This is a genomic window from Clostridia bacterium, assembly GCA_012840125.1.
GTDB lineage: Bacteria > Bacillota > DULZ01 > DULZ01 > DULZ01 > DULZ01.
The window spans coordinates 20640-42072 of record DULZ01000043.1; the positions used below are offsets into that span (position 1 = coordinate 20640).

The window sequence follows — 21433 nt, forward strand, 5'->3', positions numbered from 1 at the left end:
ACAGCGAAGGGGATAGGACATGAAAGAACTGCGTGACGCTATCGAGGCATGGGTGGCTTTGCATCCACATCTGAAAGAAATCGGCCGGTTACAGCAGTTGGTGTTGTGGGTCTGGGATCAACATGCACCGGCAGGGGACTTGAAGGAGCCGGTAGTGAATTGGCATGAAGTGAAGCGGGAACTGCAAAGAGGAAAACCGGCCATCACGGTGGCGGCCTGGCACGAGGTCATGGTCCGGCAGGCCGCGGTACTGCTGCAGCAAATGACGGCGGCCTTTGCTGCAGCGGATTTGCCAGGGGAATTGCGCCGGCAAGCCCAGCGCCTGCAGGCGTTGTTTGAGGACCAACCGGAATTACCCGGCCGTCTCATCCAAGATGCTTTGGCGGATCAGGGGCCTGGCCTGGCTGAGCTGGAGCGGGCCGGAGTAAGTCCCGGCGTAGCCGTATTTTTCCTGTGGAGTGTGCTGCCGCGCCTCTTGCAGCCGCTGATCCAGCAAGTGGAAAGCTGGCAGCAGAGCGGCCAATGGGAAAGGGCCTATTGTCCCGTTTGCGGGCAGCTGCCGGCCATGGCCCACCTGGTGAGAACGGGTAAAGGCCGGGAACGGGAACTGGTTTGCGGTCGCTGCCAGACCCGGTGGCACTATAAACGGATGGGCTGCCCTTATTGTGAAAGCGATGATTACGGGGCCCTTAAAATCCTTGAACCCCATGGGGCCCCCGATTGGCGGATTGACACCTGCGACCACTGCCGGGGCTACCTCAAAACCTATACCGGTGAAGGTAACGAGGCAGTGGCGCTGGCGGACTGGTCCACGCTGCATTTTGATGTAATCGGGCAAAACCGTGGGTTTCAGCGGTTCGGTTTTCAGCGGTATCAAATTTAAAGGGCAGGGGATGATGGCAGTTGATTTATCTTGACAACGCAGCAACTTCTTTTCCGAAGCCTCAGGTGGTGAAAGCCGGCGTCCTGGAGTGGTTGGAAACCGGCTCCGGGTCACCGGGCCGCGGTAACCATGGAGCAGCTTTGCAAGCAGACCGGACGGTGATGGAAATACGCAAACAATTGGCGCGGTTTTTCGGCTTAAGGGACGAGTGGCGCCTGGTCTTCACCTACAGTGCCACGGATGCCCTGAACCTGGCAATTCAAGGCTTTGTCGAACCGGGAGATCATGTGATCATTTCAGGTATGGAGCACAACTCCGTTTTGCGTCCCTTACGCCATTTGGAAAAGGAGGGCATCATCACCCTCACCATCGTTCCCTGCGATGAAGCGGGATATATTAAGCTGCCTGAATTGCTGCAGGCTTTAAACAGCAACACCAGGCTGGTGGTGATCAGCCATGCTTCCAATGTGACCGGGACTATACAACCGGTGGCGGAAATCGGGCGCCAGGTGCGGGAGCACGGTGCTTATTTGCTGGTGGATGCCGCCCAAACGGCGGGGGTTGTACCGGTGGACATGGAGGCCATGCATGCGGACATGATTGCTTGTGCCGGGCACAAGGGACTGTTCGGATTGCCGGGGACCGGCCTGCTCGTGATTGGGCCCCGGGTGGAAAACATTCGGCCTTTGCGGCAGGGAGGCACCGGCTATAATTCGGAATCCGAATTCCAACCGGCCAACTGGCCGGAGGCCTTCGAGGCAGGCACTTTCAACATGCCCGGCATTATCTCCTTGGGTAAAGGCCTGCAGTTTATCGAGGAGCAGGGGCTGAACCAGATTGCCCGGCGGGAGCAGGAACTCTTGGAAATGCTGTGGGATGGGCTAACGCGCATTCCGAACATCCGCTTGTACGGTCCTAAACCCGGCGAACCCCGGGTGGCGGTGCTGTCTTTTAACATCCCGGGATGGGAAGCGGAGGATGTAGCCGCTATCCTGCAGCACAATTACGGGATCCAGGTGCGGGCAGGACTGCACTGTGCGCCCCTGGCCCACCGGACCATGGGGACCCATCCCGCCGGAACCGTCCGGGTGAGCCCCGGGTATTTTACGGAACCGCAGGAGATTGAACAACTCATCCAGGCCGTAAGGAATATCAGCTTCACGCAAGTGAACTGGATGTTAGCTTAAAAGGGTGGGAGAGAGGTCAAATTGTGTGACGGAGAGCGAGAGGAGGAGTCCGATGGAAATAGCCCTATTACAAGATGTTTCCAAGTGTACCGGGTGTCGCGCCTGCATGGTCGCCTGTAAACAATGGAAAGGACTTCCGGCAGATCCGACTCCCTTTACCGGTGCATACCAATCACATCCGGATCTCAGTGCGAAAACCTATACCTTGATCCGGATGACGGAACAGGTGGATAACGGTATCCTACGCTGGCATTTCGTCAAATTCCAGTGCATGCACTGCGCGGAAGCCGCCTGTGTCAAGGCGTGTCCCCAGAAGGCTCTCTACCATGCCGATAACGGTATCGTAGCCTTCGACCGGGATCGTTGTGTCGGCTGCGGCTATTGTGTCAACAACTGTCCCTTTGGCGTGCCCCATTTAGATAAGGCAGCCCACAAGAGCACGAAATGCAATTTCTGCGAAGACCGGATTGCCAAGGGAATGCCCCCCGCTTGCGCCAAAACGTGCCCCCCCGGCGCCCTGCAATTCGGTCCCAGGGACAAAATGGTGGCCGTAGCGGAAGCGAGGGTGCGGCAGCTGCAAGAAACTTTCCCCCGGGCCCAAACCTACGGCATTAATGAGCTGGGCGTGGGCGGCACCCACATGATCTATGTGCTGCAGGATGCGCCGGAAGTTTACGGGCTGCCGGCCAACCCCAGGGTGCCGGTGTCCCTGTACATCTGGAAAGATGTGGTCCAGCCGTTAGGCAAGCTGGCCATGGGAGGGGCTCTGGGCGTAGCCGCCATCAGCTACCTGTACCAGCGGTACCAGCTGGGCGCCCAGCGGCTTGAGGCCGGAGAAACCGGGGTCGATGAGAAGCAGAAAGGGGTGGGTGCCTGATGAAAGATAAGGTTTATCGTTTTTCCAAGACGGCCAGGTTTGTCCATTGGCTTTACGCGTGCTCCTATCTTATTCTGCTCTTCACCGGGCTGCTGTTGTTTACCGACTGGTTCGACTTTCTTGCTCCGGTGTTCGGCGGTTTTAGAGGCGCCCAAATAGTGCACCGGGTGGTGGCCATTATCTTCATCTTGCCGGCCGTAATCTTCATACTGTTTGACTTCAAGAATTTCAGGGGCTGGCTGAAGGAGAGTTTCACCTGGACCAAGGACGATTTCCGAGCCCTGCCCCTGTTGGTCAAGAACATCCTGGGCATGAAGGCGGACATCCCGCCCCAAGGATTTATTAACGCCGGGGAGAAGCTGAACTCTTTGATGGTCATGGTCTTTACGGTGGTGATTATTGTTTCCGGGTTCATCAAATGGTTCCCGGGGCATTTCGACATTAGCTTGGTGCGCTGGGCTTCAGCGGTGCACAGCGGTGCCGTGGCTTTAATGACTCCTATCGCCATCGTGCACATGTACCTGGGTTTGCTGAGCCCCAATTCAAAAGCCTCCCTGTCCGGCATGCTCTACGGCTGGGTGGACGCCACCTATGCCAAGGAGCACCATGAAAAATGGTACAACGAAGTCATGTCTATTAAGAAGTAGGAATTTGAAAGCCCGGTCACGGCATTTGGCCCGTGACCGGGCTTTCTTGGTTCCGGCGGCCTGTGTTTCTTTTGAAGCATACGGTGACAATGATATTCAATTCCATGTGAGCCGGGAAGGATTGTCCGGTGAGTACGATATCTACCTTAACATAGACAACTTGAGATATGATACCAAGTATTCCATAAAACTCTAAAGAGGTGGAAAACATGGCTCTCCAGAGCTTAAGTCCTGATGTTTTTATGGAAAAAGTTTATGAAGGAAGACCCGGCTTTTACCATGTGGATGTGGAAGCCCACCAGGGTTTGTTCCAGCATTTTTCGGCCTGAAAGGGGTGCCCCAAATCCTCTTTTTCCGTGAAGGCGCTTATCAAGGCAAACTGGCCGGGGAAACGAAAGAAGATGAATTGGGAGCGACAATAGCCGGGATCCCGGCGCAAGATTAGCGGGAGGGAGTGATCGGGGTGATAGGAAACTACGATTTAGTCATTATCGGCGGAGGCCCGGCGAAAAAAGGCTGAGGGGTAGCGGTGTGGCCTACTGTGCTATTTGTGATGCGAAATTTTGCGAGGGAGAAGATGCGGTGGTCATCGGCAGCGGGGATCATGCCATTGAAGAAGGCATGTACCTCACTAAGTTTGCTCGCAAAGTAACGGTTATTGTCCTGCACGACGAAGGAGTGTTAGACTGCAACAAGGTCAGCGCGGAAAAAGCCTTCCAAAACGAAAAAATGGAGTTTCTTTGGAACTTCACCATTGAGGCAGTGCTTGGAGAAGAGCAGGATGAAGAAGAAGCTGGCCCGGAAATATGGAGTGGTTCAAGCTCCGGCAGCGCTGGGGCTGGACAAAGGGGAAGTCATGAAACCCTTGGAGTGCATGATGGGAAAAGACCAAATCAAATCCCAGCTGGCTGCGGGGTATCAGGGAGTGTAGACTATCCCGGGTGAATGATGGTGTCCCTTAATGCCGGTCTTGCCGGTCTCCGGCCCCGGGTTTCAGCTGCGCAGCAAAAACTCCTCCCCTTTAGGAAAAGGACTGTCGATGGTCCTATTAGTTCTGGTATCATAGGAGTATAAGTTGATAAACGATGTGCCCAAGCTTGGGTAAAACTGGCGTAAAGGTGGCATGGAGGATGCGGCAGGAGCCGGAGTGGGAAGATAGACCGGATAGTGCCGGTGAACAGTTTACGCCGGAGGAAGAACTTGCACCGGATGGAGCTGGCAGATACCATCTATGGCTACGTTTGGCAGCCTTCATCACCGTGCTTGGCTTTACCGCCATGGTGGCGCTGCCGGTCTGGCAAGCATTTAAAGCCCGGGTTCCACCGGGAGAGCTCGTCGTGGATTCCTTGCGGTTGAAAGAGCAAATTGACCGGGAGCTGCTGGCTGCCGTGGCCAGGATACAAGTGACAACCAGTGAGTTTGAACCCGCTGGTGCTGCAGGGCAAAGATCAGGTACGGGCTTTAACGTCAGCGGCGATGGCGTCGTTATTACCAATTATCACGTTGTGGAGGATGCCCGCAGCATTACCATAACTTTTCCCGGCGGGGAAAACTATAAAGCAAGAAGTTGGGTGAGCGCCCCTGAGTATGACCTGGCCGTCATTAAGCTGGAAAAGACCGGCCTGCCGGCGGTCTCACTAAACCCGGGTATTCTGCCTCAACCTGGAGATACTTTAATGGTAATCGGAAACCCCCTGGGTTTGAATCAACTGGTGGTCGAAGGTACGTTGAGAGATTATGTCATGGTAAAGGATATGTCGGCAGCCTTGCTTTGCATTGATGCTCCCATTTTCCCCGGCAACAGCGGCAGCCCGGTGTTTAACGGTGAGGGGCAAGTGGTGGCGGTAGTCTTTGCCAGCCTGAGGCAGGATGAAGAGGGTAAGCAGAAATACTACGGGCTGGCAGTTCCCATCAAAGAAGTGCTTCGATTACTGGAGAATAGCCGGTAGCCGGTGGAAAAGCCGTCTGTGCCCGGTACCCCCGGCAAGAACTCTTGCAAAAGGAGCGGAGCTGGATGAGTAACGATCGGATCTACAAAATGAGTTTCGCTAAGGTTTATCCTCTTTACGTGGCCAAGGCGGAGAAAAAGGGGAGAACCAAAGCGGAAGTGGACGAAATCATCCGCTGGTTGACCGGGTACAGCCAGGAAAAACTGGAAGCCCAGCTGGAAAAACAGGTGGATTTTGAGACCTTCTTTGCGGAAGCTCCCCAATTGAACCCGGCGCGGAGCTTGATTGAAGGCGTGGTCTGCGGCGTTCGGGTAGAAGACATCACGGAGCCGTTGATGCGGGAAATCCGCTACTTGGACAAGCTGATTGATGAGTTGGCTAAAGGTAAAGCTATGGACAAGATATTGCGGAAACAGTGATGGTGGGACAAGGAACCTGTCCCCGTGTCCCGCCGTGTCCCGCGTGTCCCGCTTGTTATTGATAAGCTACACTTTTTTCGTATAGAACCTCTGGATCAAGATCAGCCTGATTGCACCATTCTATGCTATCAAAACTCACCCGCACAGTTCTGAATACCTTCTCATCCTGTAATTCTTTAAAAATACCTTTGTTTAAGTAGGGCTTCACATCGAATACTCTTTTCTCTCCGTTTTCAAAAGTCAACAAAAGTTTATAGTCCTCTAGAGGCTTAACATCCACTACAGATAAATACACGAGTCATTCCCCCTATCTTAAAGGCTCAATCTTAAACGGCAATTCTCCATTCATTGCCAATTTCCAGTTGGCCAATAATTCTTCCTGCCTTAATTCTGCCCAAGCTAGAACTAACCTAAGCTGTTTTCTAGGCAGGTACCCCTGAATTAATTCACAAGTGTTTATGTCAATGATTGCTTTAAATTCACCGTAATATGCATGAAAGTGCGGTGGATTATGTTCCTCTGGGGCACAATACATCCTGATTATGATTCCATAAAACATGCTAATGGTCGGCATCAAATCAACCGTAATTCTGGTTATAATTGCCCACATTTATTATAACAAAACCGGAGTTTTGTGAGGAAGACATTTTACAGATTCTTCTAGAGCGCCTGGGTGGGACCGGGAACCTGTCACCGTATCCCATCCTAACCCAAAAAGCCGGTTCCCTTGTGCTTGTGGGCGAAAAACAGGGAGAAAACATTGGGGAAACGGTGAGGACAAGAGTCACCGCCCGTGTCCCAAACCGGCCGGCAATGCCGGACCACGGGTGGGCGGCGGTTTCCTTCCTATGGTTGGAAGGCAAGAAGTTTCCCGCCGGTGCCTCTTCAGGGCCGGCCCTTGGCAATCGGCATTAAATAAGCCACAGGATGCGGTGTTGGAACCGCTTCCTGTGGCTTGTTTTCTGGCTCATTCCTGTTCCCAGATTTCTGTCTTAGAGCCGGGGCCGACCATGTGAATGTTCTTTAATTCCGTCACATAATCGTCGATCACCTGGACCTGCAGCATTTCCTTGCCGTGCATGAACCGGAAAATGCCGTTATTGAAATCGGTGCCGGTTTCCTTAAAGAAAATGCCTTCGAACACCACATCCTTGGTATGGTGGAAGGTTAAACGATAACGGTCTCCTTCCTGCACTAGGTAGGCCCGGATACCTTTTTCGTAGAAGTCATCGCCGTCTTCCAAGTACCTGGCTACCGCACAAATGTGGATGTCGACAAAAGGGAGTTCCCGCAGCAGCTGGTTGATGAGGGATCCCTTCGTAATCTCCTCCCAGCGGCTGTGGGCCGTCTGCCCGATGACGATTTGCGTGATGCCTTTTTGGCGGCATACTTCCCCGACGACCTTGACAAAAGGTCTTTTTTCATTATCAATTATTATATATTCCTCCGCCTGGAGTTCCTTGGCGAGTTTTTTCCACTGGTTAATATAATCTGTTTTCTCCGCATCAAATTGATCGATCGGCAGGGGATCCACCGTCAACAAGTATAAAGGGCAGTCGAGCATCGCTGCCAATCTCCCGCCCCTGCGAATGAGCCGCTCCCCGTTGGGACCATAAGAGATGCATACCAGTATTTTCTCGTCCATCCGGGTTTTCATGTTTCCCATTATCAGGTAACCTCCAATTTATTTCGTTCCCCGTGCAATTGGCGTTATTTTTGTTTTATAATGTATAGTATAATACTATCGCTGGGATTTGCAACCTATACCGGGTAGAACATAAAGTGGATTCTATCATTTTAATCATATGTGACAGAGGTGGTTGGGATTTGACGGTCTTGTGTCTGGTGATTCTTCTTCCTTTCTTGTATGCAGTCCTAGTTCCCTTTTTCTATAGACATGTCAAGCGGGTCCATACGGGCTGGTTTGTTTTGCCGGTGCCTCTCATCTTGTTTTTATACCTGGTTCGGAATCTGGGGCTTGCGCAAAACCCTTCTCTGGTGTCCTTGTCATGGATTCCTTCCTTACACATTAACATTACCCTGTATGCCGACGGTCTGGCCGTGCTGTTCGGGCTTTTGGTGACCGGGATCGGCTCCCTGGTGGTGTTGTATTCCGTCCATTACTTATCCAAGGAACGGGAAGAATTGCACAATTTTTATGTATATTTGCTGCTGTTTATGGGAGCCATGCTGGGGGTAGTCTTCAGTGACAATGTGATGGCCCTGTACCTGTTCTGGGAGCTGACCAGCATTGCTTCCTTCCTGCTCATCGGTTTCTGGTACCAGCGCCGGAAATCCAGAGCCGGTGCCCAAAAAGCCTTAATGATTACTGTTTTTGGCGGGCTGTCCTTATTTGCGGGTTTGTTGATCCTAACCAATATTACCGGTAGCTTTAGCATCCGGGAAATGATTGCCAGGGGGGACCAAATTGCGGCCCACCCGCTGTTCCTGCCTGCTCTGGTGCTGGTCCTGCTTGGAGCATTTACCAAGTCGGCGCAGGTTCCCTTTTTCATCTGGCTGCCCGATGCCATGGAGGCGCCTACCCCGATTAGTGCCTACCTTCACTCCGCCACCATGGTGAAAGCAGGCATCTACCTGATTGCTCGTTTGACGCCTATTTTCGGCGGGAGTTTTGCCTGGTTCTGGCTGGTGTCCGGCATAGGACTGGTGACTCTTTTGTGGGGCTCTTTTTCCGCTGTCAGGCAGACCGACTTAAAAGCCATGCTGGCTTACTCCACTATCAGCCAGTTGGGTATGATCATCTGCCTGCTGGGGCTTGGTTCCGTCGCTCTATACTATGGGCCCGGGGCGGCCGCCGTTCCTTTTACCGCGGCCGTTATGGCTGCGATCTTTCATCTATTTAATCACTCCATTTTCAAGTGCTGCCTGTTCATGGTGGTGGGTATCATCGACCACGAGACGGGTACCCGGGATGTGCGTAAACTGGGCGGTTTAATGAGCAGTATGCCTTTGACTTTTACCCTAGCTGTTATCGGCAGTTTCTCCATGGCCGGGCTTCCACCCTTCAGCGGCTTTCTCAGCAAGGAAATGTTTTTTGCGGCGGTGGTGGCGGTCACGGAGCAGCATGTTTTTAGCCTGGATACCATGGGGATCATTTTCCCGGTGGTAGCCTGGCTTGCCAGTATTTTTACCTTTGTTTACTGCATGATCCTGGCCCTTAAGCCGTTTCTCGGCAAACACTATCCTTTGAAATTGGAGAAAAAAGCCCATGAAGCGGTTTACGGTATGGTGGTTCCCCCTGGAATCCTGGCCGTTCTGGTGATTGCCTTGTTCTTTTATCCCAACCTGGCAGCGGAATACCTGTTCCTGCCGGTTCTCGCTTCCATCTTGCCGGATTTTGTGCCGGCGGGTTTTGGGCTGGAGCCCATCAGCGCCTGGCACGGCCTTACACCGGAGCTGGTCATGACCCTGGGGGTGGTAGCCGCCGGCACGTTATTATATCTCTCCGTCAGGAAATGGGCCAGGCTGTACGGTTACTTGCCCGGCCGCCTTAGTTTGAATAACCTTTACAACTACTTGTTAATCAAAATCGAGGAAGCCGCCGGGCGGATCACCGCCGGCTACATGACAGGCTCCCTGGTGGATTATCTGCGTTACATGTTTGCATTCTTTGTCCTGTTGGTGGGCGGCGTCACGCTGGCGCTTAAAGGGTTTGCTTTCGATTTTTCCGGGAACAGCCCGGTGAGCCTGTATGAGGCGGTCCTGGCCCTGGTGCTGGTGGGTGCGGCTTTCCTGGTCTTGTTTGCTACCAAGCGGCTGGTGGCCCTGGTGGGGCTTGGCATCATGGGCTACCTGGTGGCGGTGCTCTTTGTCGTGTTCCGGGCACCGGACCTGGCTTTAACCCAAGTGGTGGTAGAGACGGTCACCACCGTGATGCTGCTCCTGTGCCTCTATTTCCTGCCGGAGTTGAAGAAAGATATCGGGCCCTTGAAGGGGGATATCACGAACCTGGTCATTGCTGCCGGCGTGGGAGTCCTGGTGACGGTAATGGCCCTGTCGGCTTTCAGCCAGCGGCTCTTTGAGCCAATCTCCTGGTTTTATGAAGAGGCCTATATACGAGCGGGAGCCAAGAACATCGTCAATGCTATCTTAGTCGACTTCCGCGGTTTTGATACTATGTTTGAGATACTGGTGTTTACTATTGCCGGATTGGGTGTCTACACGCTGATTAAACTGCGCGGTGCCGGGAGGGAGAGATAAATGCGGTATAAGTCTGATGATATTATTTTACGGACGGTAACCAAGTTGGCGATATTCATCATCTTAGCTTTTGCCGTCTTCCTGTTCCTGGCCGGGCATCATAACCCGGGAGGCGGTTTCGTCGGGGGCCTGACGGTGGCCTCGGCAATTGTCCTCCTTCTCCTGGTCTTTGACATGAAAACGGTGAAAGATGGTTTGCCGGTGGATTACAAGGTGATGGCTTTTGCCGGGTTGCTCATCGCCGTGACCACCGGTTTGGGGGGCATGGTTTTCGGCCAGCCTTTCCTATCCCAAGCTTTCGGGCATATTGACCTGCCCTTGTTTGGTGATACTGAGTTTGCCACGGCGGTGATCTTCGATACCGGGGTGGCCCTGGCGGTGCTGGGGACGGCTCTGTCCATTATTTTCACGATAAGTGGTGATATACACACATGGAAACGTTGATGTCTGTGGTTATAGGTATCCTCTTTTTCATTGGCGTTTACCTGGTACTTTCAAAAAGCCTGCTGCGGATTATCCTGGGCGCTTCCATCATCTCCCACGGGGCCAATTTACTCATCATTACCATGGGAGGTTTAAAAACCGGCGGCCCGGCCCTCTTGGGGGAGAAAACCACGGTTTTCATGGACCCCATACCGCAGGCATTAATCCTGACAGCGATTGTGATTAACTTTGCCATGACGGCCTTTCTCATGGTGTTAGCTTATCGCTCCTACGACGATTTAGGCACAGACAATGTAGAAGAGTTGCGAGGTATCGGTGATGAGTAATAACGTGCTTATATTACCCCTGCTAATACCGCTGGTGACCGGTATTATCATGGGCATCGCCAGGAACCGTATCGGTTTCCAGCGGCTGCTCGGCCTGTTTTCCCTGGGGCTGACCTTTGCTGTATCCCTATACCTGGTGCGGTTGGTGTCGAAACAAGGTGTGCAAATCCTGGAGTTAGGCGGTTGGCAGGCTCCTTTCGGGATTGTGCTGGTGCTGGACATGCTGCCGGCGCTGCTGCTGGCAACCGCCAGCCTGGTGGGTTTTGCTTGTCTTTTGTATGCTGTCCATTCCATTGGGGAGGACAAGGAACGGCATTACTTTTATCCCTTGTTTAACTTCCTCCTGGTGGGGGTCAACGGTTCTTTTCTCACGGGGGACATGTTTAACTTGTTTGTTTTCTTTGAGGTTATGCTCTTTGCCTCCTATGTACTCCTGGTTCTGGGGGGCACCAAAATCCAGCTGCGGGAGACGATTAAATATGCTTTCATCAATACCTTGTCATCCACCTTGTTTCTGGTAGGTATCGCCTATCTCTACGCCGTGGCCGGAACCTTGAACATGGCTCACTTGTCCCTGCGCATTGCCGAGGCGGGGCAGACCGGTATCTTGACCGGTGTGGCCGTGGTGTTCTTGATCGTGTTCAGTGTGAAAGCCGGCTTGCTGCTGTATTTCTGGCTGCCCGGTTCCTACATGGCCCCGCCGGGGGCCGTGGGGGCGATTTTTGCCGCCCTTTTGACCAAAGTGGGTATCTACGTCATCCTGCGGGTGTACACCTTGATCTTCTATCACCAGCCTGAGGTGACCCATGGTCTCATGGCGGTGATGGCCGGTTTGACCATGCTGCTGGGAGGTTTCGGGGCCATTGCCCAGTGGGATATCCGGGGTATTCTGGTCTACAATGTCATCATCAGTGTCGGTTTCATCATCAGCGGCTTGGTCTACGGCACAGCCGGTGCCCTGACCGGCGCCGTGTACTATACCATCCACGACATGGTGATGAAGGCGCTGCTGTTTTTGCTGGGCGGGACGGTAATCGCTATTACCGGTACCAGTAAGCTGAAAGCAATGAGCGGTCTCATTAGAAACCATACCTTGTTAGGCTGGCTGTTTTTCGTCACGACTTTAGCTTTAGCCGGTATTCCGCCCCTCAGCGGCTTTGTCGGCAAGGTGCTGATCATCAAAGAAGGTTTAGCCCTGGGAACCGGCTATGGGGGCCTCTATGTCCTGGCGGGCATAGGCTTGCTGTCCAGCATGCTCGTGTTGTATTCCCTGCTGAAGATTTTCATCAACGGTTTTTGGGGTGAGACGGTTTTGAGTGAGGAGATGGAAAAGGGAACGGACCGGGGGCTTTTGCTGCCCTGCGTGCTTTTAACGGCGGTTAGCCTGTTTATCGGGCTGGGGGCCGAGTTTCTCTATCCCTATGTGGATCAGGCGGTGACTTCCTTGTTGCACCCAGGCATATACATCGAAGCCGTGTTAGGTGAGGTGTTTTAATTGTCTATTCAATTATGGCTCAATCTTTTTATCGCCTTCCTCTGGATGCAGATGAAGGATGAATGGAGTACCTTGAACTTCTTCTCCGGTTACCTGGTGGGCATGGGTTTGATCTTCATGTTCCGGCGCTTTTTTGCTCAACCCTTTTACCTAGGTAAGCTGTGGGCCGCTTTTAAGCTATTTATGATTTTTGTTAAGGAGCTGGTCTTGTCCGGCATCTTTGTCATCCAGCAAACCCTGATCCCGAAGCCCACCTATAAAGTCGGCATTGTACCCCTGCGGACGAAATTGGAAAGCGATGTGGAATTGACCTTGATTTCTCTCATGATTACTCTGACCCCAGGTTCTGTCGTGCTGGGGATCTCCCCGGACCGGACCACGTTGTACGTGCATGCCATGGGGGTGCCTGATGCCACCGATACGGTGATGAGAGCCAGGGATGCCTTTGAAGAGGCCATCATGGAGGTGACCAGGGGATGATGGAATGGATCTTGATGGCGTCGTTATTTGCTTTTTCCGTCTCCATTGCTGTTTTCCTGTACCGGGCCGTGAAGGGTCCCTCCATGCCGGACCGGATTATCGCCATGGATACCATCGGTGTCAATATCCTGGCGGTGATGGCCATCTTGTCGGTCCTGCTGCAGACTTATACCTTTTTTGAAGTGATCTTGCTGTTGGGTATTTTATCCTTTGTAGGTACCATTGCTTTTGCCAAGTTTATCGAGAAGGGAGTGCTGGTCGATGATGACAGCAGTAGGTGAGGTGCTGGCTACGGTCCTCATTGCTTTGGGCGGTATTGTCAGCTTGTTCAGCGCCCTGGGGGCCATCCGGTTCCCGGATATTTATACCCGGTCTCATGCGGCATCGAAAAGCACGGCCCTGGCCGTTTTGTTTGCCTTGCTGGGGGCTTTCTTGTATTTCCTCTTTGCCGACGGGCACCTGAGCATTCGCTTGCTGCTGGGTATTTTCTTCGTGTTCCTGACGGCGCCGGTGGGCTCCCATGTGGTATGCCGGGCGGCCTACCGCACGGGGGTCCACCTGGAGGAATTGGAACAAACTGCACCGGTGGAGTGATCCGAGGGGGTGTGGCCCCTCTTTTTTGTAATGCCACCGGCGCTCCGGGGTCTTACGGAACCCAGCCAGGATAAAGCCTGGAGGGGGGCGATGGTCCCTACAAGGTCACCAGGACTGTAGTGCCCGCCCCCAAAGCGCTGTCCACGGCGATGGAGCCGCCGTGGCGCTCAATGATTTGTTTGGCGATGGCCATGCCCAGCCCGGACCCTTGATGGTTCTCCTCGGTATTGGTGCCCCGGTAGTACCGTTCAAACAGCTTCTCCAGCTCTTCCGGGGGGATGCCTTTGCCGTTGTCTTGAATTCTCACCTGGATTCGGTCTTTTTGCGCGATGCTGATGTGGATTTCCGTATCTTCCCGGTTATGGACCAGGGCGTTGTAAATGAGGTTGGCAAAAGCCCGCTGCATGAGGGGTTTGTCCACCGGGAAAATAATGGTTTCTTGCTGTGGGTGGAAAAATATCTTGCGCTTCTCGTAGCGGGGATTATTTAAAACATCAATGGCAATTTCTCGCAGCAAAGCTACCAGGTCTTCCGGCCGGCGATGGAGGGGGACTAACCCCCTTTTTAATGTTTGGGTGAGTTTCAGGTCCTCCAGCAGCTCTTCCAGGTACTCGGCCTTTCTTTTGATGATGCCGGCGTAACTCTGAATCTCCCCGTCGGTGAACCGGTACCGCCCGTCGGCCAGCAGCTCTCCATAGCCCTTGATGGAAGCCAGAGGGGTTTTCAGGTCATGAGATAAATTCTGGATCCATTCTTCCCGCATTTGTTCCGTTTTTTGTCGTTCAATTTCGTTCTGTTTTAGGGTTTCCGCCAGGTGATTTAGGCTGCGGTAGACTTCCCGGTACACCCCTTTTTCCGGCCACCGCCGTTCGTACCGGCTCCGGGCCAGTTGCTGGATGCCGTCAATAATCTGCAATACCGGGTCACTCAGGCTCCGGCCGAAAATATATCCCATCACCAGGAAGACCAGGACCGGAACCACCAGGAAGGTAGCCAGCATTACCCAGAAATATGATCGTAAAGCTTGCGGCGAATAGACCAGCAGGTATTTAGCCACCATCTCTACGGGAAAGCCGATGATATAGCTCCATTGATACCCTTCCCGGATAGCGGTGCCGCAAAAGCTGGTGTAACCGTCGACGGCACCGGCATAGATATTGTAAAAAACCATCTCGCTGGGAGCATAGTGTTCCGGTACCCCCTGGGGCTTGTGCCAGCTGTAGATTTCATATCCTTCTTCGTCAAGAATCTGGATCCAGGCCCGGTGACGTTCCAGTATTTCCAGCCCGGCCGGGGCCACGGCAGGTTTTCCCCCGTCCAGCGTCACGTACCGGTGGAAATCCAAGACCAGCCTGGACGTTGTGCTCCACAGCCCGTAATCTGTAATTTTAAAGGTCAGGTAAGCGTTGATCAAAACCACCAGCACCACGGACAGGATGAGGATAGCTAAATATCTTAATAGAATTCTCCACTTCATGGCTGCTCCCCGGTTACCAGCTTGTAACCCAAGCCTTTAATGGTTAATAGGTAGCGCGGATGGGCGGGGTCGTCCTCCAGCTTTTGCCGCAGGTGCCGGATATGCACCATTAATGTGTTGTCGTAGCCTTCGTAATCGTAACCCCACACTTGTGCGATGATCTTGTCCTTGCTCAGGATCTTGTTGGCGTTTTCCGCCAGGTACAGGAGCAGGCTGTATTCCTTAGCGGTGAGTACCACGGCTTGGCCGTTTTTCCGGACTTCTCCTTTTTCTTGATCAATGACAATATCCCCGAAGCTTATCCTTCCTTTCTCCTGCTTGCTCTTTTCTAAAGCAAAGTACTCGCCGCGGCGGAAGTGGGCTTTAATCCGGAAGGCTACCTCCCGCGGGCTGAAAGGTTTGGTGACATAATCGTCCCCGCCCAGGCCTAACCCCAAGAGTTTATCCACATCTTCATCCCGGGCGGACAAGAAGATGATGGGAACATACGTAATCTCCCTGAGCTGCCGGCAGACCTGAAACCCGTCCATATCCGGCAGCATAATATCCAGGACGATGAGATCGGGCTGGCATTTCTTAGCCATTTCAATCGCTTCACGACCACCGGTGGCTTTGTAGATATGGATGAAGTTTTCTTTCCGGAGCACGGTCTCCAGCAATTGCAGAATGTCAGTTTCATCATCCACCAAAAGGATTTTCTTATCTCTGTATTCCACCGTTTCCTTCAGGAACAGGGGGACCACCTCCTGAAATACATCATACCAGGTCTCGGTTCCGAAAGCTCTTGAGCCCGTAAAAAAGAACGGTGATGCCGAGGACGAGGCTGGCCAGGTAGACCACGGGCCCCTTATCAAATACCTCCATGTCCCCGCCTAGGGCCGCCATGATTGGGTAGGTCCAGGGATAGATAAACCAGAGCTTGGAATTAGCCGCCAGGATGGCCGGCATGGTCAAGCCGATGCCCACTCCCAGGGGAACGGCGAGCTGGGTGTAGCGCAGGCTTAGCACATACAACACGGTCATCATGGGCAGGGCGGCCAGATAGGCAGCCAAAGGGCGGCCCAGTAGGAGCTGGTATGGTACCTTTTCTGCAACGCCGGTGAAAGGACCTGCTAAAAGCATGCTCAGAATTAACGCTATCACGTTTATGAACACAAGGCCGGCGGCGACGACAAATTTGCTGAGATAGGCTGTTTCTCTTTTCACCGGCAGGCTCAAATATTGTTTCCAGCCTTGATGAGCGTTTTCGATACGGGCCACGAAGGTCATGACCAGGCTGATGAGGACCGGCAGCAGGATCATGGCATAGAAAATCATGCATTGGGTGTACAACTGCTGCCAGGCATTTTGCCCCGCCCCGGTGAACAGGTCGTAGTAGCGCCGGAAGTTCATGATGCCTTGCATCACCATCAAGACCGGTGCCAGGATGACAACCCACAGGATCTTGGATCGTTTCAACTTCAGCAATTCCACAGCAATCATATCTTTCATGGTCTTCTTCCTTCCCCTTGAGCAGGCTAGAGCTAGGTATCAGGCACCTAGCAAATGTCCCTGCGTTGAAAAAACACCGTACCGGCCATAAGGAGAACTAATCCCAAGGCCGGGCCGTAGCCGAAAGCAATGGCGTTATTCACCGTCGGATCGGGTAAGGCGTAGATGGGGTGGGTGTAGGGAATGAACTTAGCCAGTGCTTCGGACTGGGCCAGGAACAGGGAAGAGGCTACCCCCACAAAGCCGGCGCCCAAAGCCAGGCTGGCGTTGGAAAAGGCGGCACTCAACCAGCACTGGAGCCCGGTGAGGCCGGCGACCGCCGCCACTTGATAGGCGGTGTAGGCGGTGAACAGCGGCAGGTCCGGCGCCTCCGGAAAACCCAAAATTTGCCCGGCTAGGAACAGGCAGAGGTTGTTGCCCAGAATCATGAGGGTGCTGAGCGTAAGGACGACAGTCCATTTAGCTGCATAGAGTTTTCCCCGGGAAACCGGTAGGGCCAGCACTTGTTTCCAACCGTTTGCTTTGTGTTCCAGGTAATGTACCTGGGCGGCCAAGACCGTGGCCACCAGGGACAGTAAAAAAGCCCACAGGAAGTGGTGCTGCAAGAGCAGGAATTGCCAGGAAGTAAGGCCCCGGTTAGCCTCCACACTCCTTAAATAATCATAGCGAAAGAAGAGATTGATGAAAGTGAGAAGTGTTCCCAGCACCGGAGTGGCGATTACCAGCGGCCAGGTAAAGCTCCTTTTTTGTTTGAGCCACTCTGCTTTCCATAAACGCATGTATTCCCCCATCAGCATGCCTCCCCTGTCAGCGACAAGAAAATATCTTCCAGGTTATTCAGGTTTTCACTTATGTGAGCCACTTCGAAGCCGTGCCAGATCAATTCCCGGGTGAGGGCTTCCGGATCGACGTTTTCGCCCGTTAAATAGATCATGCCCTTGTTGACGGTGACATCGTAGCCTGTCCTGATGAGAAACTCGGCGGCTTGGGGAATGGGATGGGCTTTGATCACGATTTCTTTTTTGCCGAGAGTTTTCAGCTGGTGTATGGGTCCCTGAAACAACAGTTTTCCCCGGTGGATGATGCCTATATGGTCCGCCACCAGTTCGATCTCGCTTAAAATATGGCTGCTGATTAAGACGGTGGCTCCCATCATTTCCGGCAGGCTTTTAATCAACTCCCGTATTTCCCGCACCCCGGCCGGGTCCAGCCCGTTGGTGGGCTCGTCCAAAAGGAGAAGTTCCCGGTCTCCCAGCAAAGCCTGGGCCAGGCCCAGCCTTTGCTTCATGCCTAAAGAGAAGTGTTTTACCTTTTTGTCTTTATAGGGTGAGAGTTTCACGATGTCCAGGGCTTTGTCGATTTCCTTTTTCGGCAGCTGCAGGATTTTCCTGGTGATTTCCAGGTTTTCATAGGCGGTTAGATGTTCGTAATAAGAGGGCGTTTCCACCAGTGATCCTACTTTCCTGAGAATTTCCAAGCGGTGCTGGGTGAGATCCAGGTTAAAGAGACGGATGGATCCCCTGGTAGGCTTGATTAATCCCAACAGCATTCGAATGGTGGTGGACTTGCCGGCGCCGTTAGGCCCGAGAAACCCGTACAAGGTTCCTCGGGGCACTTGCAGGTTAAGGTCCTCCACGGCGGTAAGATGGGAGAATTGTTTGGTTAATCCCATGGTTTCAATTACGTATGGCGTCAACGCGTTTCCCCTCCTTGATGTGGTTTTGTACGCAATTAAATGCTAGCAGGGGTACCTTAATCCTCCGTTTAGCCCAGCTTAATTTAACCTTAAGATGACCGCGTTCTTGCATAACTTTTCCAAGCGAGGTAAAGTATAATTAAGGAAAAATTGTACAAGGAGGCCGAGCTTATGAACGTGCTTGAAGCGTTGGAAGCCCGTCGCAGCATTAGAGCTTACAAACCCACACCGGTGGCGCCTGAAGTAATCAAGAGCATTATTGAGGCAGCGAACCGCGCCCCCTCCTGGGCCAACACCCAGCCTTGGGAAGTGTATGTGGCCAGCGGTACTCCGTTGGAGAACCTGCGGAAACGGTTCTTGGAAAATTTCCGGAAAGGAGTGGCACCCCATTTCGATATCCCCGGACCCCAGTCCTGGCCGGCGGCCCATCAAGAACGCATTAACCAAATGGGTGCCGCGAGATTTGCCACCCTGGGTATCCAGCGGGACGACCAGGAAGCAAGAAAGAAAGTACAGGAACTGAACTTCAATTTCTTCGGTGCACCCCATGTCCTGTTCTTATGCATGGATCGGAGTCTATCCGCCTGGTCATTATTCGATTTGGGATCTTTTTCCATGAGCCTGATGCTGGCGGCCCAGCACCACGGCCTCAGCACCATCCCGGCCATTATGATGGTGTCCTATCCGGAGCTCATCCGGGAAGAGCTGCATATTCCCGACGAGTTAGCCATCGCCATCGGCATTGCTTTGGGTTACGGGGATATGGACAGTATTTATAACCAGTACCGGACTACCAGGAAGTCCCTGGATGAATGCTTGAAGATGGTGGGTATGTAACGGGAGGGCGCAGCCGTGCGGGGCTGTGCCTGCCGGTTTTCCCGGCAGTACACTGCCGGCCGAACTAGAGGAAACATCTAACAAGGAGGAAGGCACATGGATGTCATTTTTGATCGGAGGAGCATTAGAAGATTTACCGGGGAAAAGGTGCCGGATGACTTGGTGAAGAGACTGCTGCAGGCCGCCATGGCAGCTCCCTCCGCCGGCAACCAGCAGCCCTGGGAGTTTATTGTGGTAAGAGACAAATCTACCTTTGAAAAGATCATGCAAATCCATCCCTATTCAAGCCCGCTGAAGGAAGCCAATGTGGCCATCGTAATCTGCGGCGACACCTCCAGGGAAAGACACCCGGGTTTCTGGGTGCAGGATTGCTCTGCCGCTACCCAGAACATCCTCCTGGAAGCCCAGTACCTGGGCCTTGGGGCGGTATGGCTCGGTGTGCACCCCGTGGAGGAAAGAGTGCGGGGTGTGAAGAACCTGTTCAAGTTACCACAGACGGTCATTCCGCTAGCCATAGTCGCCGTTGGGTATCCGGCGGAAAAGAAAGGCCGGGTTGACCGGTACGATGAAACCAAAGTTCGCTATGAAAAGTGGTGAGGCCAAGAGGTAAGGATCAAAGTTTTTCTTTCATGCTCAGGCACGAGGAATTAAGACGTTTACTCCCTACCACGGCAAGGAGTAGACGTCTTTCATTTTTGCCGGGCAGCTGTCAGGACTTTTACTGTGGTACAGGCCCTTTCTCCCTGTTTCCTGCACCGAGAGCCGCTTTTGTGTATGGTATCGAATCCGTTCCGGAGGCGATAGAGGATGCCGGGGCCAATGCTTTGGACCTTTCACCCCGTTCCATCGTCTACGTCTCCTGTGGCCCCGGCCACCCTGGCCATGGATTTGGGCCACTGGCAGAAGGTGGGCTACAGTGTAATCGAAGCCCAGCCGGTGGGCATGTTCCCGCAGACTCATCATGCTGAGTGTGTGGCATTGATGTGCCTCGATACTAGAGAGTGTAGTGCCGGAGAGTTATAATACTAACCTAAATGAAATGGACTAGTTTTTGATGAAATATTTATTAATAGATATTTGGAGGCGCTGGTAGGAATAAACGAGAGCTATATGATGCAAAGGAGGAAAAAATGAAAATTGCTGCATATCAATTTGCTGTTTCGGGTGATATTCGACGGAATTACAGTATTATCAAAAAAGCTATATATGAAGCCAGCCATCAAAGGTGTTAGTCTGTTAGTGTTTCCGGAATGTTGTTTGGCAGGATATCCGCCTTTGAGTATTCCAAACACCGATTCTGTTGATTTTGAGTTGGTGGATAATTTGCTTGTCAAACTGCAAACAATTTCTAATGAAACAGGGATAGGTTTAGTTATCGGTACGATATGTAGTGAGGGTAATTCTATTTTTAACAGAGCTGTAATTTTTCGTCCGGGAACGCCGATGACATCTTATGATAAACAGCCCTATGGGGTTGGGATAAAGAGAACTTTGAAAAAGGTAATAAGCACGGCGTTTTCAAAATCAATGGTATTACTGTAGGAATACGGATATGTTTTGAAGTGCGATTTCCCGAGTATTTCAGAGAATTGTATTGCCAAAATACAGATTTAAATGTTATTCTGTTTTACGATGTTTCTGATAATAACGATACTGACAGATATAATTTACTAAAAACACATTTGCAAACTAGAGCGGTAGAAAATATTTGTCCGATACTATCGGTAAGTTCAATTGCACCATTTCAGACAGCTTCCACGATGTTTGTTGGAAAATCCGGACAGATAATTATTGAGTGCAACAGAAATCATGAAAATTTAATGGTATGTAGTTTTTAATGGTATGTAGTTTTGAAAAAAACGAATTGGATTTTGGTGAAAAAGGCCGCCGTGCACTGACTGATGAATTATTGAGAATGGGCATGAATTAAGCAAAATTTTAAAACGAGAGATTCCTTTGCTTATCTAACATGGGTGATTTGCGTATAGGTAGAGGTGTATCCGTGAACTGAAATTTTTCAAAAAATGCCTAAAACTGATTGACATATTCCTACGAACAGATGCTGTAAAACACCTACAGAAATCAATTCTTGTGATATAAGCCATGTGAAAACGGTATACTTTTCCTACATACTAGAGAACCGCAGAGTAAAAGATGATAAAAGGCTAGTTAAATAAAATGATATATTAGCTAGGCTTAGAAAGGAGAAATGAGATGAAGGGGAAAATGATGGGAAAGCATAGAGAAGGTATTTTTATAGGGAAAGGGACATTAGCTATTATACTTGAGCCTTTTGCAAAAACGCTAGTCCTTATAAATCAATGTACTGGATAACAAAGAAAAGGACTTCACCCCAAATTGGAGAATCTTTCAAGTAATGACACAAAAAAGAAACCCAAGGAGTGAAGTC

At 52.1% G+C, this 21433-nt stretch carries 27 protein-coding genes and 2 pseudogenes; 21 read left to right on the plus strand and 8 right to left on the minus strand.

Features of this window, described 5'->3' with window-relative positions; all coding sequences use genetic code 11:
- Positions 1–19 precede the first annotated feature (19 nt).
- From GXX34_05120 to GXX34_05160, 9 genes and pseudogenes are all read left to right on the plus strand, one after another.
- Positions 20–883 carry a formate dehydrogenase accessory protein FdhE gene (locus GXX34_05120; GenBank protein HHW06901.1) on the plus strand — a complete coding sequence of 288 codons (864 nt, stop codon included), beginning with the start codon at positions 20–22 and terminating at the stop codon, positions 881–883.
- A 20-nt stretch (positions 884–903) separates the two neighbouring features.
- Positions 904–2070, plus strand: coding sequence for an aminotransferase class V-fold PLP-dependent enzyme (locus GXX34_05125; GenBank protein HHW06902.1), 1167 nt, complete (start codon positions 904–906; stop codon positions 2068–2070).
- Between the two features lie 52 nt (positions 2071–2122).
- Positions 2123–2947 (plus strand): 4Fe-4S dicluster domain-containing protein, encoded by an 825-nt coding sequence (locus tag GXX34_05130; protein HHW06903.1) that lies wholly within the window; start codon positions 2123–2125, stop codon positions 2945–2947.
- Positions 2947–3594, plus strand: coding sequence for a formate dehydrogenase subunit gamma (locus GXX34_05135; GenBank protein HHW06904.1), 648 nt, complete (start codon positions 2947–2949; stop codon positions 3592–3594). Before GXX34_05130 ends, GXX34_05135 begins: the two co-directional genes overlap by 1 nt.
- 4 nt (positions 3595–3598) lie before the next feature.
- Complete coding sequence (locus tag GXX34_05140) at positions 3599–3790, plus strand: hypothetical protein (protein HHW06905.1); 192 nt, start codon at positions 3599–3601, stop codon at positions 3788–3790.
- A 13-nt stretch (positions 3791–3803) separates the two neighbouring features.
- A pseudogene (locus tag GXX34_05145) lies at positions 3804–4039 on the plus strand (thioredoxin family protein).
- A gap of 56 nt (positions 4040–4095) precedes the next feature.
- Positions 4096–4371: pseudogene (locus GXX34_05150) on the plus strand (NAD-binding protein).
- Positions 4372–4724: 353 nt separating this feature from the next.
- Positions 4725–5543, plus strand: coding sequence for a serine protease (locus tag GXX34_05155; protein HHW06906.1), 819 nt, complete (start codon positions 4725–4727; stop codon positions 5541–5543).
- 65 nt (positions 5544–5608) lie between these two features.
- On the plus strand, positions 5609–5962 hold the full coding sequence (locus GXX34_05160) for a DUF2200 domain-containing protein (protein HHW06907.1): 354 nt from the start codon (positions 5609–5611) through the stop codon (positions 5960–5962).
- A gap of 55 nt (positions 5963–6017) precedes the next feature.
- Here the strand turns inward: GXX34_05160 and GXX34_05165 are convergent, their stop codons facing one another.
- From GXX34_05165 to GXX34_05175, 3 genes are all read right to left on the minus strand, one after another.
- Positions 6018–6257 (minus strand): DUF2442 domain-containing protein, encoded by a 240-nt coding sequence (locus GXX34_05165; GenBank protein ID HHW06908.1) that lies wholly within the window; start codon positions 6255–6257, stop codon positions 6018–6020.
- A 12-nt stretch (positions 6258–6269) separates the two neighbouring features.
- Entirely contained in the window at positions 6270–6536 is a 267-nt protein-coding gene (locus GXX34_05170) for a DUF4160 domain-containing protein (GenBank protein ID HHW06909.1), read from the minus strand.
- A 393-nt stretch (positions 6537–6929) separates the two neighbouring features.
- Entirely contained in the window at positions 6930–7628 is a 699-nt protein-coding gene (locus GXX34_05175; protein ID HHW06910.1) for a universal stress protein, read from the minus strand.
- Between the two features lie 161 nt (positions 7629–7789).
- On the opposite strand from GXX34_05175, the gene GXX34_05180 reads away from it, so the two are divergent.
- Genes GXX34_05180 through GXX34_05210 form a run of 7 tightly spaced genes read left to right on the plus strand, consistent with a single transcriptional unit; the run spans position 7790 to position 13522 of the window.
- Positions 7790–10183, plus strand: a complete 2394-nt coding sequence (locus GXX34_05180) for a Na+/H+ antiporter subunit A (GenBank protein HHW06911.1) — start codon at positions 7790–7792, stop codon at positions 10181–10183.
- A complete protein-coding gene (locus GXX34_05185; protein ID HHW06912.1) occupies positions 10184–10627 on the plus strand; it encodes a Na(+)/H(+) antiporter subunit B in 444 nt (147 codons plus the stop codon).
- Positions 10615–10953 carry a Na(+)/H(+) antiporter subunit C gene (locus GXX34_05190; GenBank protein HHW06913.1) on the plus strand — a complete coding sequence of 113 codons (339 nt, stop codon included), beginning with the start codon at positions 10615–10617 and terminating at the stop codon, positions 10951–10953. Before GXX34_05185 ends, GXX34_05190 begins: the two co-directional genes overlap by 13 nt.
- Positions 10946–12448, plus strand: a complete 1503-nt coding sequence (locus tag GXX34_05195) for a Na+/H+ antiporter subunit D (protein ID HHW06914.1) — start codon at positions 10946–10948, stop codon at positions 12446–12448. Before GXX34_05190 ends, GXX34_05195 begins: the two co-directional genes overlap by 8 nt.
- A complete protein-coding gene (locus GXX34_05200) occupies positions 12449–12928 on the plus strand; it encodes a Na+/H+ antiporter subunit E (GenBank protein HHW06915.1) in 480 nt (159 codons plus the stop codon).
- Entirely contained in the window at positions 12925–13209 is a 285-nt protein-coding gene (locus tag GXX34_05205) for a Na(+)/H(+) antiporter subunit F1 (protein HHW06916.1), read from the plus strand. The genes GXX34_05200 and GXX34_05205 overlap by 4 nt, the downstream gene beginning before the upstream one ends.
- Positions 13193–13522: a Na+/H+ antiporter subunit G gene (locus tag GXX34_05210; protein ID HHW06917.1), complete on the plus strand. Its 330-nt coding sequence runs from the start codon at positions 13193–13195 to the stop codon at positions 13520–13522. Before GXX34_05205 ends, GXX34_05210 begins: the two co-directional genes overlap by 17 nt.
- Before the next feature lie 97 nt (positions 13523–13619).
- On the opposite strand, the gene GXX34_05215 is transcribed toward GXX34_05210, so the two are convergent.
- From GXX34_05215 to GXX34_05235, 5 genes are read right to left on the minus strand one after another with little or no spacing between them, the layout of a single operon-like run.
- Positions 13620–14999, minus strand: coding sequence for a HAMP domain-containing histidine kinase (locus tag GXX34_05215; GenBank protein HHW06918.1), 1380 nt, complete (start codon positions 14997–14999; stop codon positions 13620–13622).
- A complete protein-coding gene (locus GXX34_05220) occupies positions 14996–15715 on the minus strand; it encodes a response regulator transcription factor (protein ID HHW06919.1) in 720 nt (239 codons plus the stop codon). The genes GXX34_05215 and GXX34_05220 overlap by 4 nt, the downstream gene beginning before the upstream one ends.
- Positions 15716–15755: 40 nt before the next feature.
- A complete protein-coding gene (locus tag GXX34_05225; protein ID HHW06920.1) occupies positions 15756–16490 on the minus strand; it encodes an ABC transporter permease subunit in 735 nt (244 codons plus the stop codon).
- 47 nt (positions 16491–16537) lie between these two features.
- Positions 16538–17281, minus strand: a complete 744-nt coding sequence (locus GXX34_05230; GenBank protein ID HHW06921.1) for an ABC transporter permease subunit — start codon at positions 17279–17281, stop codon at positions 16538–16540.
- Positions 17281–18162 (minus strand): ATP-binding cassette domain-containing protein, encoded by an 882-nt coding sequence (locus tag GXX34_05235; GenBank protein HHW06922.1) that lies wholly within the window; start codon positions 18160–18162, stop codon positions 17281–17283. Before GXX34_05235 ends, GXX34_05230 begins: the two co-directional genes overlap by 1 nt.
- 195 nt (positions 18163–18357) lie before the next feature.
- Here GXX34_05235 and GXX34_05240 point away from each other — a divergent pair, with 195 nt between their 5' ends.
- From GXX34_05240 to GXX34_05260, 5 genes are all read left to right on the plus strand, one after another.
- Complete coding sequence (locus tag GXX34_05240; GenBank protein HHW06923.1) at positions 18358–19023, plus strand: nitroreductase; 666 nt, start codon at positions 18358–18360, stop codon at positions 19021–19023.
- A gap of 96 nt (positions 19024–19119) precedes the next feature.
- Complete coding sequence (locus GXX34_05245) at positions 19120–19620, plus strand: nitroreductase family protein (GenBank protein HHW06924.1); 501 nt, start codon at positions 19120–19122, stop codon at positions 19618–19620.
- 222 nt (positions 19621–19842) lie between these two features.
- Positions 19843–20046 carry a hypothetical protein gene (locus GXX34_05250; protein HHW06925.1) on the plus strand — a complete coding sequence of 68 codons (204 nt, stop codon included), beginning with the start codon at positions 19843–19845 and terminating at the stop codon, positions 20044–20046.
- 114 nt (positions 20047–20160) lie between these two features.
- Complete coding sequence (locus GXX34_05255; protein HHW06926.1) at positions 20161–20565, plus strand: hypothetical protein; 405 nt, start codon at positions 20161–20163, stop codon at positions 20563–20565.
- Positions 20547–20861 carry a hypothetical protein gene (locus GXX34_05260; protein HHW06927.1) on the plus strand — a complete coding sequence of 105 codons (315 nt, stop codon included), beginning with the start codon at positions 20547–20549 and terminating at the stop codon, positions 20859–20861. Before GXX34_05255 ends, GXX34_05260 begins: the two co-directional genes overlap by 19 nt.
- The last annotated feature ends 572 nt before the right edge of the window (positions 20862–21433 follow it).

What these genes read in the sequence shown, in the direction of transcription:
- GXX34_05120 (HHW06901.1), top strand. Translation starts at nt 20, where the DNA reads ATGAAAGAACTGCGTGACGCTATCGAGGCATGGGTGGCTTTGCATCCA.
- GXX34_05130 (HHW06903.1), top strand. Translation starts at nt 2,123, where the DNA reads ATGGAAATAGCCCTATTACAAGATGTTTCCAAGTGTACCGGGTGTCGC.
- GXX34_05135 (HHW06904.1), top strand. Translation starts at nt 2,947, where the DNA reads ATGAAAGATAAGGTTTATCGTTTTTCCAAGACGGCCAGGTTTGTCCAT.
- GXX34_05155 (HHW06906.1), top strand. Translation starts at nt 4,725, where the DNA reads ATGCGGCAGGAGCCGGAGTGGGAAGATAGACCGGATAGTGCCGGTGAA.
- GXX34_05160 (HHW06907.1), top strand. Translation starts at nt 5,609, where the DNA reads ATGAGTAACGATCGGATCTACAAAATGAGTTTCGCTAAGGTTTATCCT.
- GXX34_05170 (HHW06909.1), bottom strand. Translation starts at nt 6,536, where the DNA reads ATGCCGACCATTAGCATGTTTTATGGAATCATAATCAGGATGTATTGT.
- GXX34_05175 (HHW06910.1), bottom strand. Translation starts at nt 7,628, where the DNA reads ATGGGAAACATGAAAACCCGGATGGACGAGAAAATACTGGTATGCATC.
- GXX34_05185 (HHW06912.1), top strand. Translation starts at nt 10,184, where the DNA reads ATGCGGTATAAGTCTGATGATATTATTTTACGGACGGTAACCAAGTTG.
- GXX34_05190 (HHW06913.1), top strand. Translation starts at nt 10,615, where the DNA reads ATGGAAACGTTGATGTCTGTGGTTATAGGTATCCTCTTTTTCATTGGC.
- GXX34_05195 (HHW06914.1), top strand. Translation starts at nt 10,946, where the DNA reads ATGAGTAATAACGTGCTTATATTACCCCTGCTAATACCGCTGGTGACC.
- GXX34_05205 (HHW06916.1), top strand. Translation starts at nt 12,925, where the DNA reads ATGATGGAATGGATCTTGATGGCGTCGTTATTTGCTTTTTCCGTCTCC.
- GXX34_05210 (HHW06917.1), top strand. Translation starts at nt 13,193, where the DNA reads ATGACAGCAGTAGGTGAGGTGCTGGCTACGGTCCTCATTGCTTTGGGC.
- GXX34_05215 (HHW06918.1), bottom strand. Translation starts at nt 14,999, where the DNA reads ATGAAGTGGAGAATTCTATTAAGATATTTAGCTATCCTCATCCTGTCC.
- GXX34_05225 (HHW06920.1), bottom strand. Translation starts at nt 16,490, where the DNA reads ATGAAAGATATGATTGCTGTGGAATTGCTGAAGTTGAAACGATCCAAG.
- GXX34_05230 (HHW06921.1), bottom strand. Translation starts at nt 17,281, where the DNA reads ATGGGGGAATACATGCGTTTATGGAAAGCAGAGTGGCTCAAACAAAAA.
- GXX34_05235 (HHW06922.1), bottom strand. Translation starts at nt 18,162, where the DNA reads ATGGGATTAACCAAACAATTCTCCCATCTTACCGCCGTGGAGGACCTT.
- GXX34_05240 (HHW06923.1), top strand. Translation starts at nt 18,358, where the DNA reads ATGAACGTGCTTGAAGCGTTGGAAGCCCGTCGCAGCATTAGAGCTTAC.
- GXX34_05245 (HHW06924.1), top strand. Translation starts at nt 19,120, where the DNA reads ATGGATGTCATTTTTGATCGGAGGAGCATTAGAAGATTTACCGGGGAA.
- GXX34_05250 (HHW06925.1), top strand. Translation starts at nt 19,843, where the DNA reads ATGCTTTGGACCTTTCACCCCGTTCCATCGTCTACGTCTCCTGTGGCC.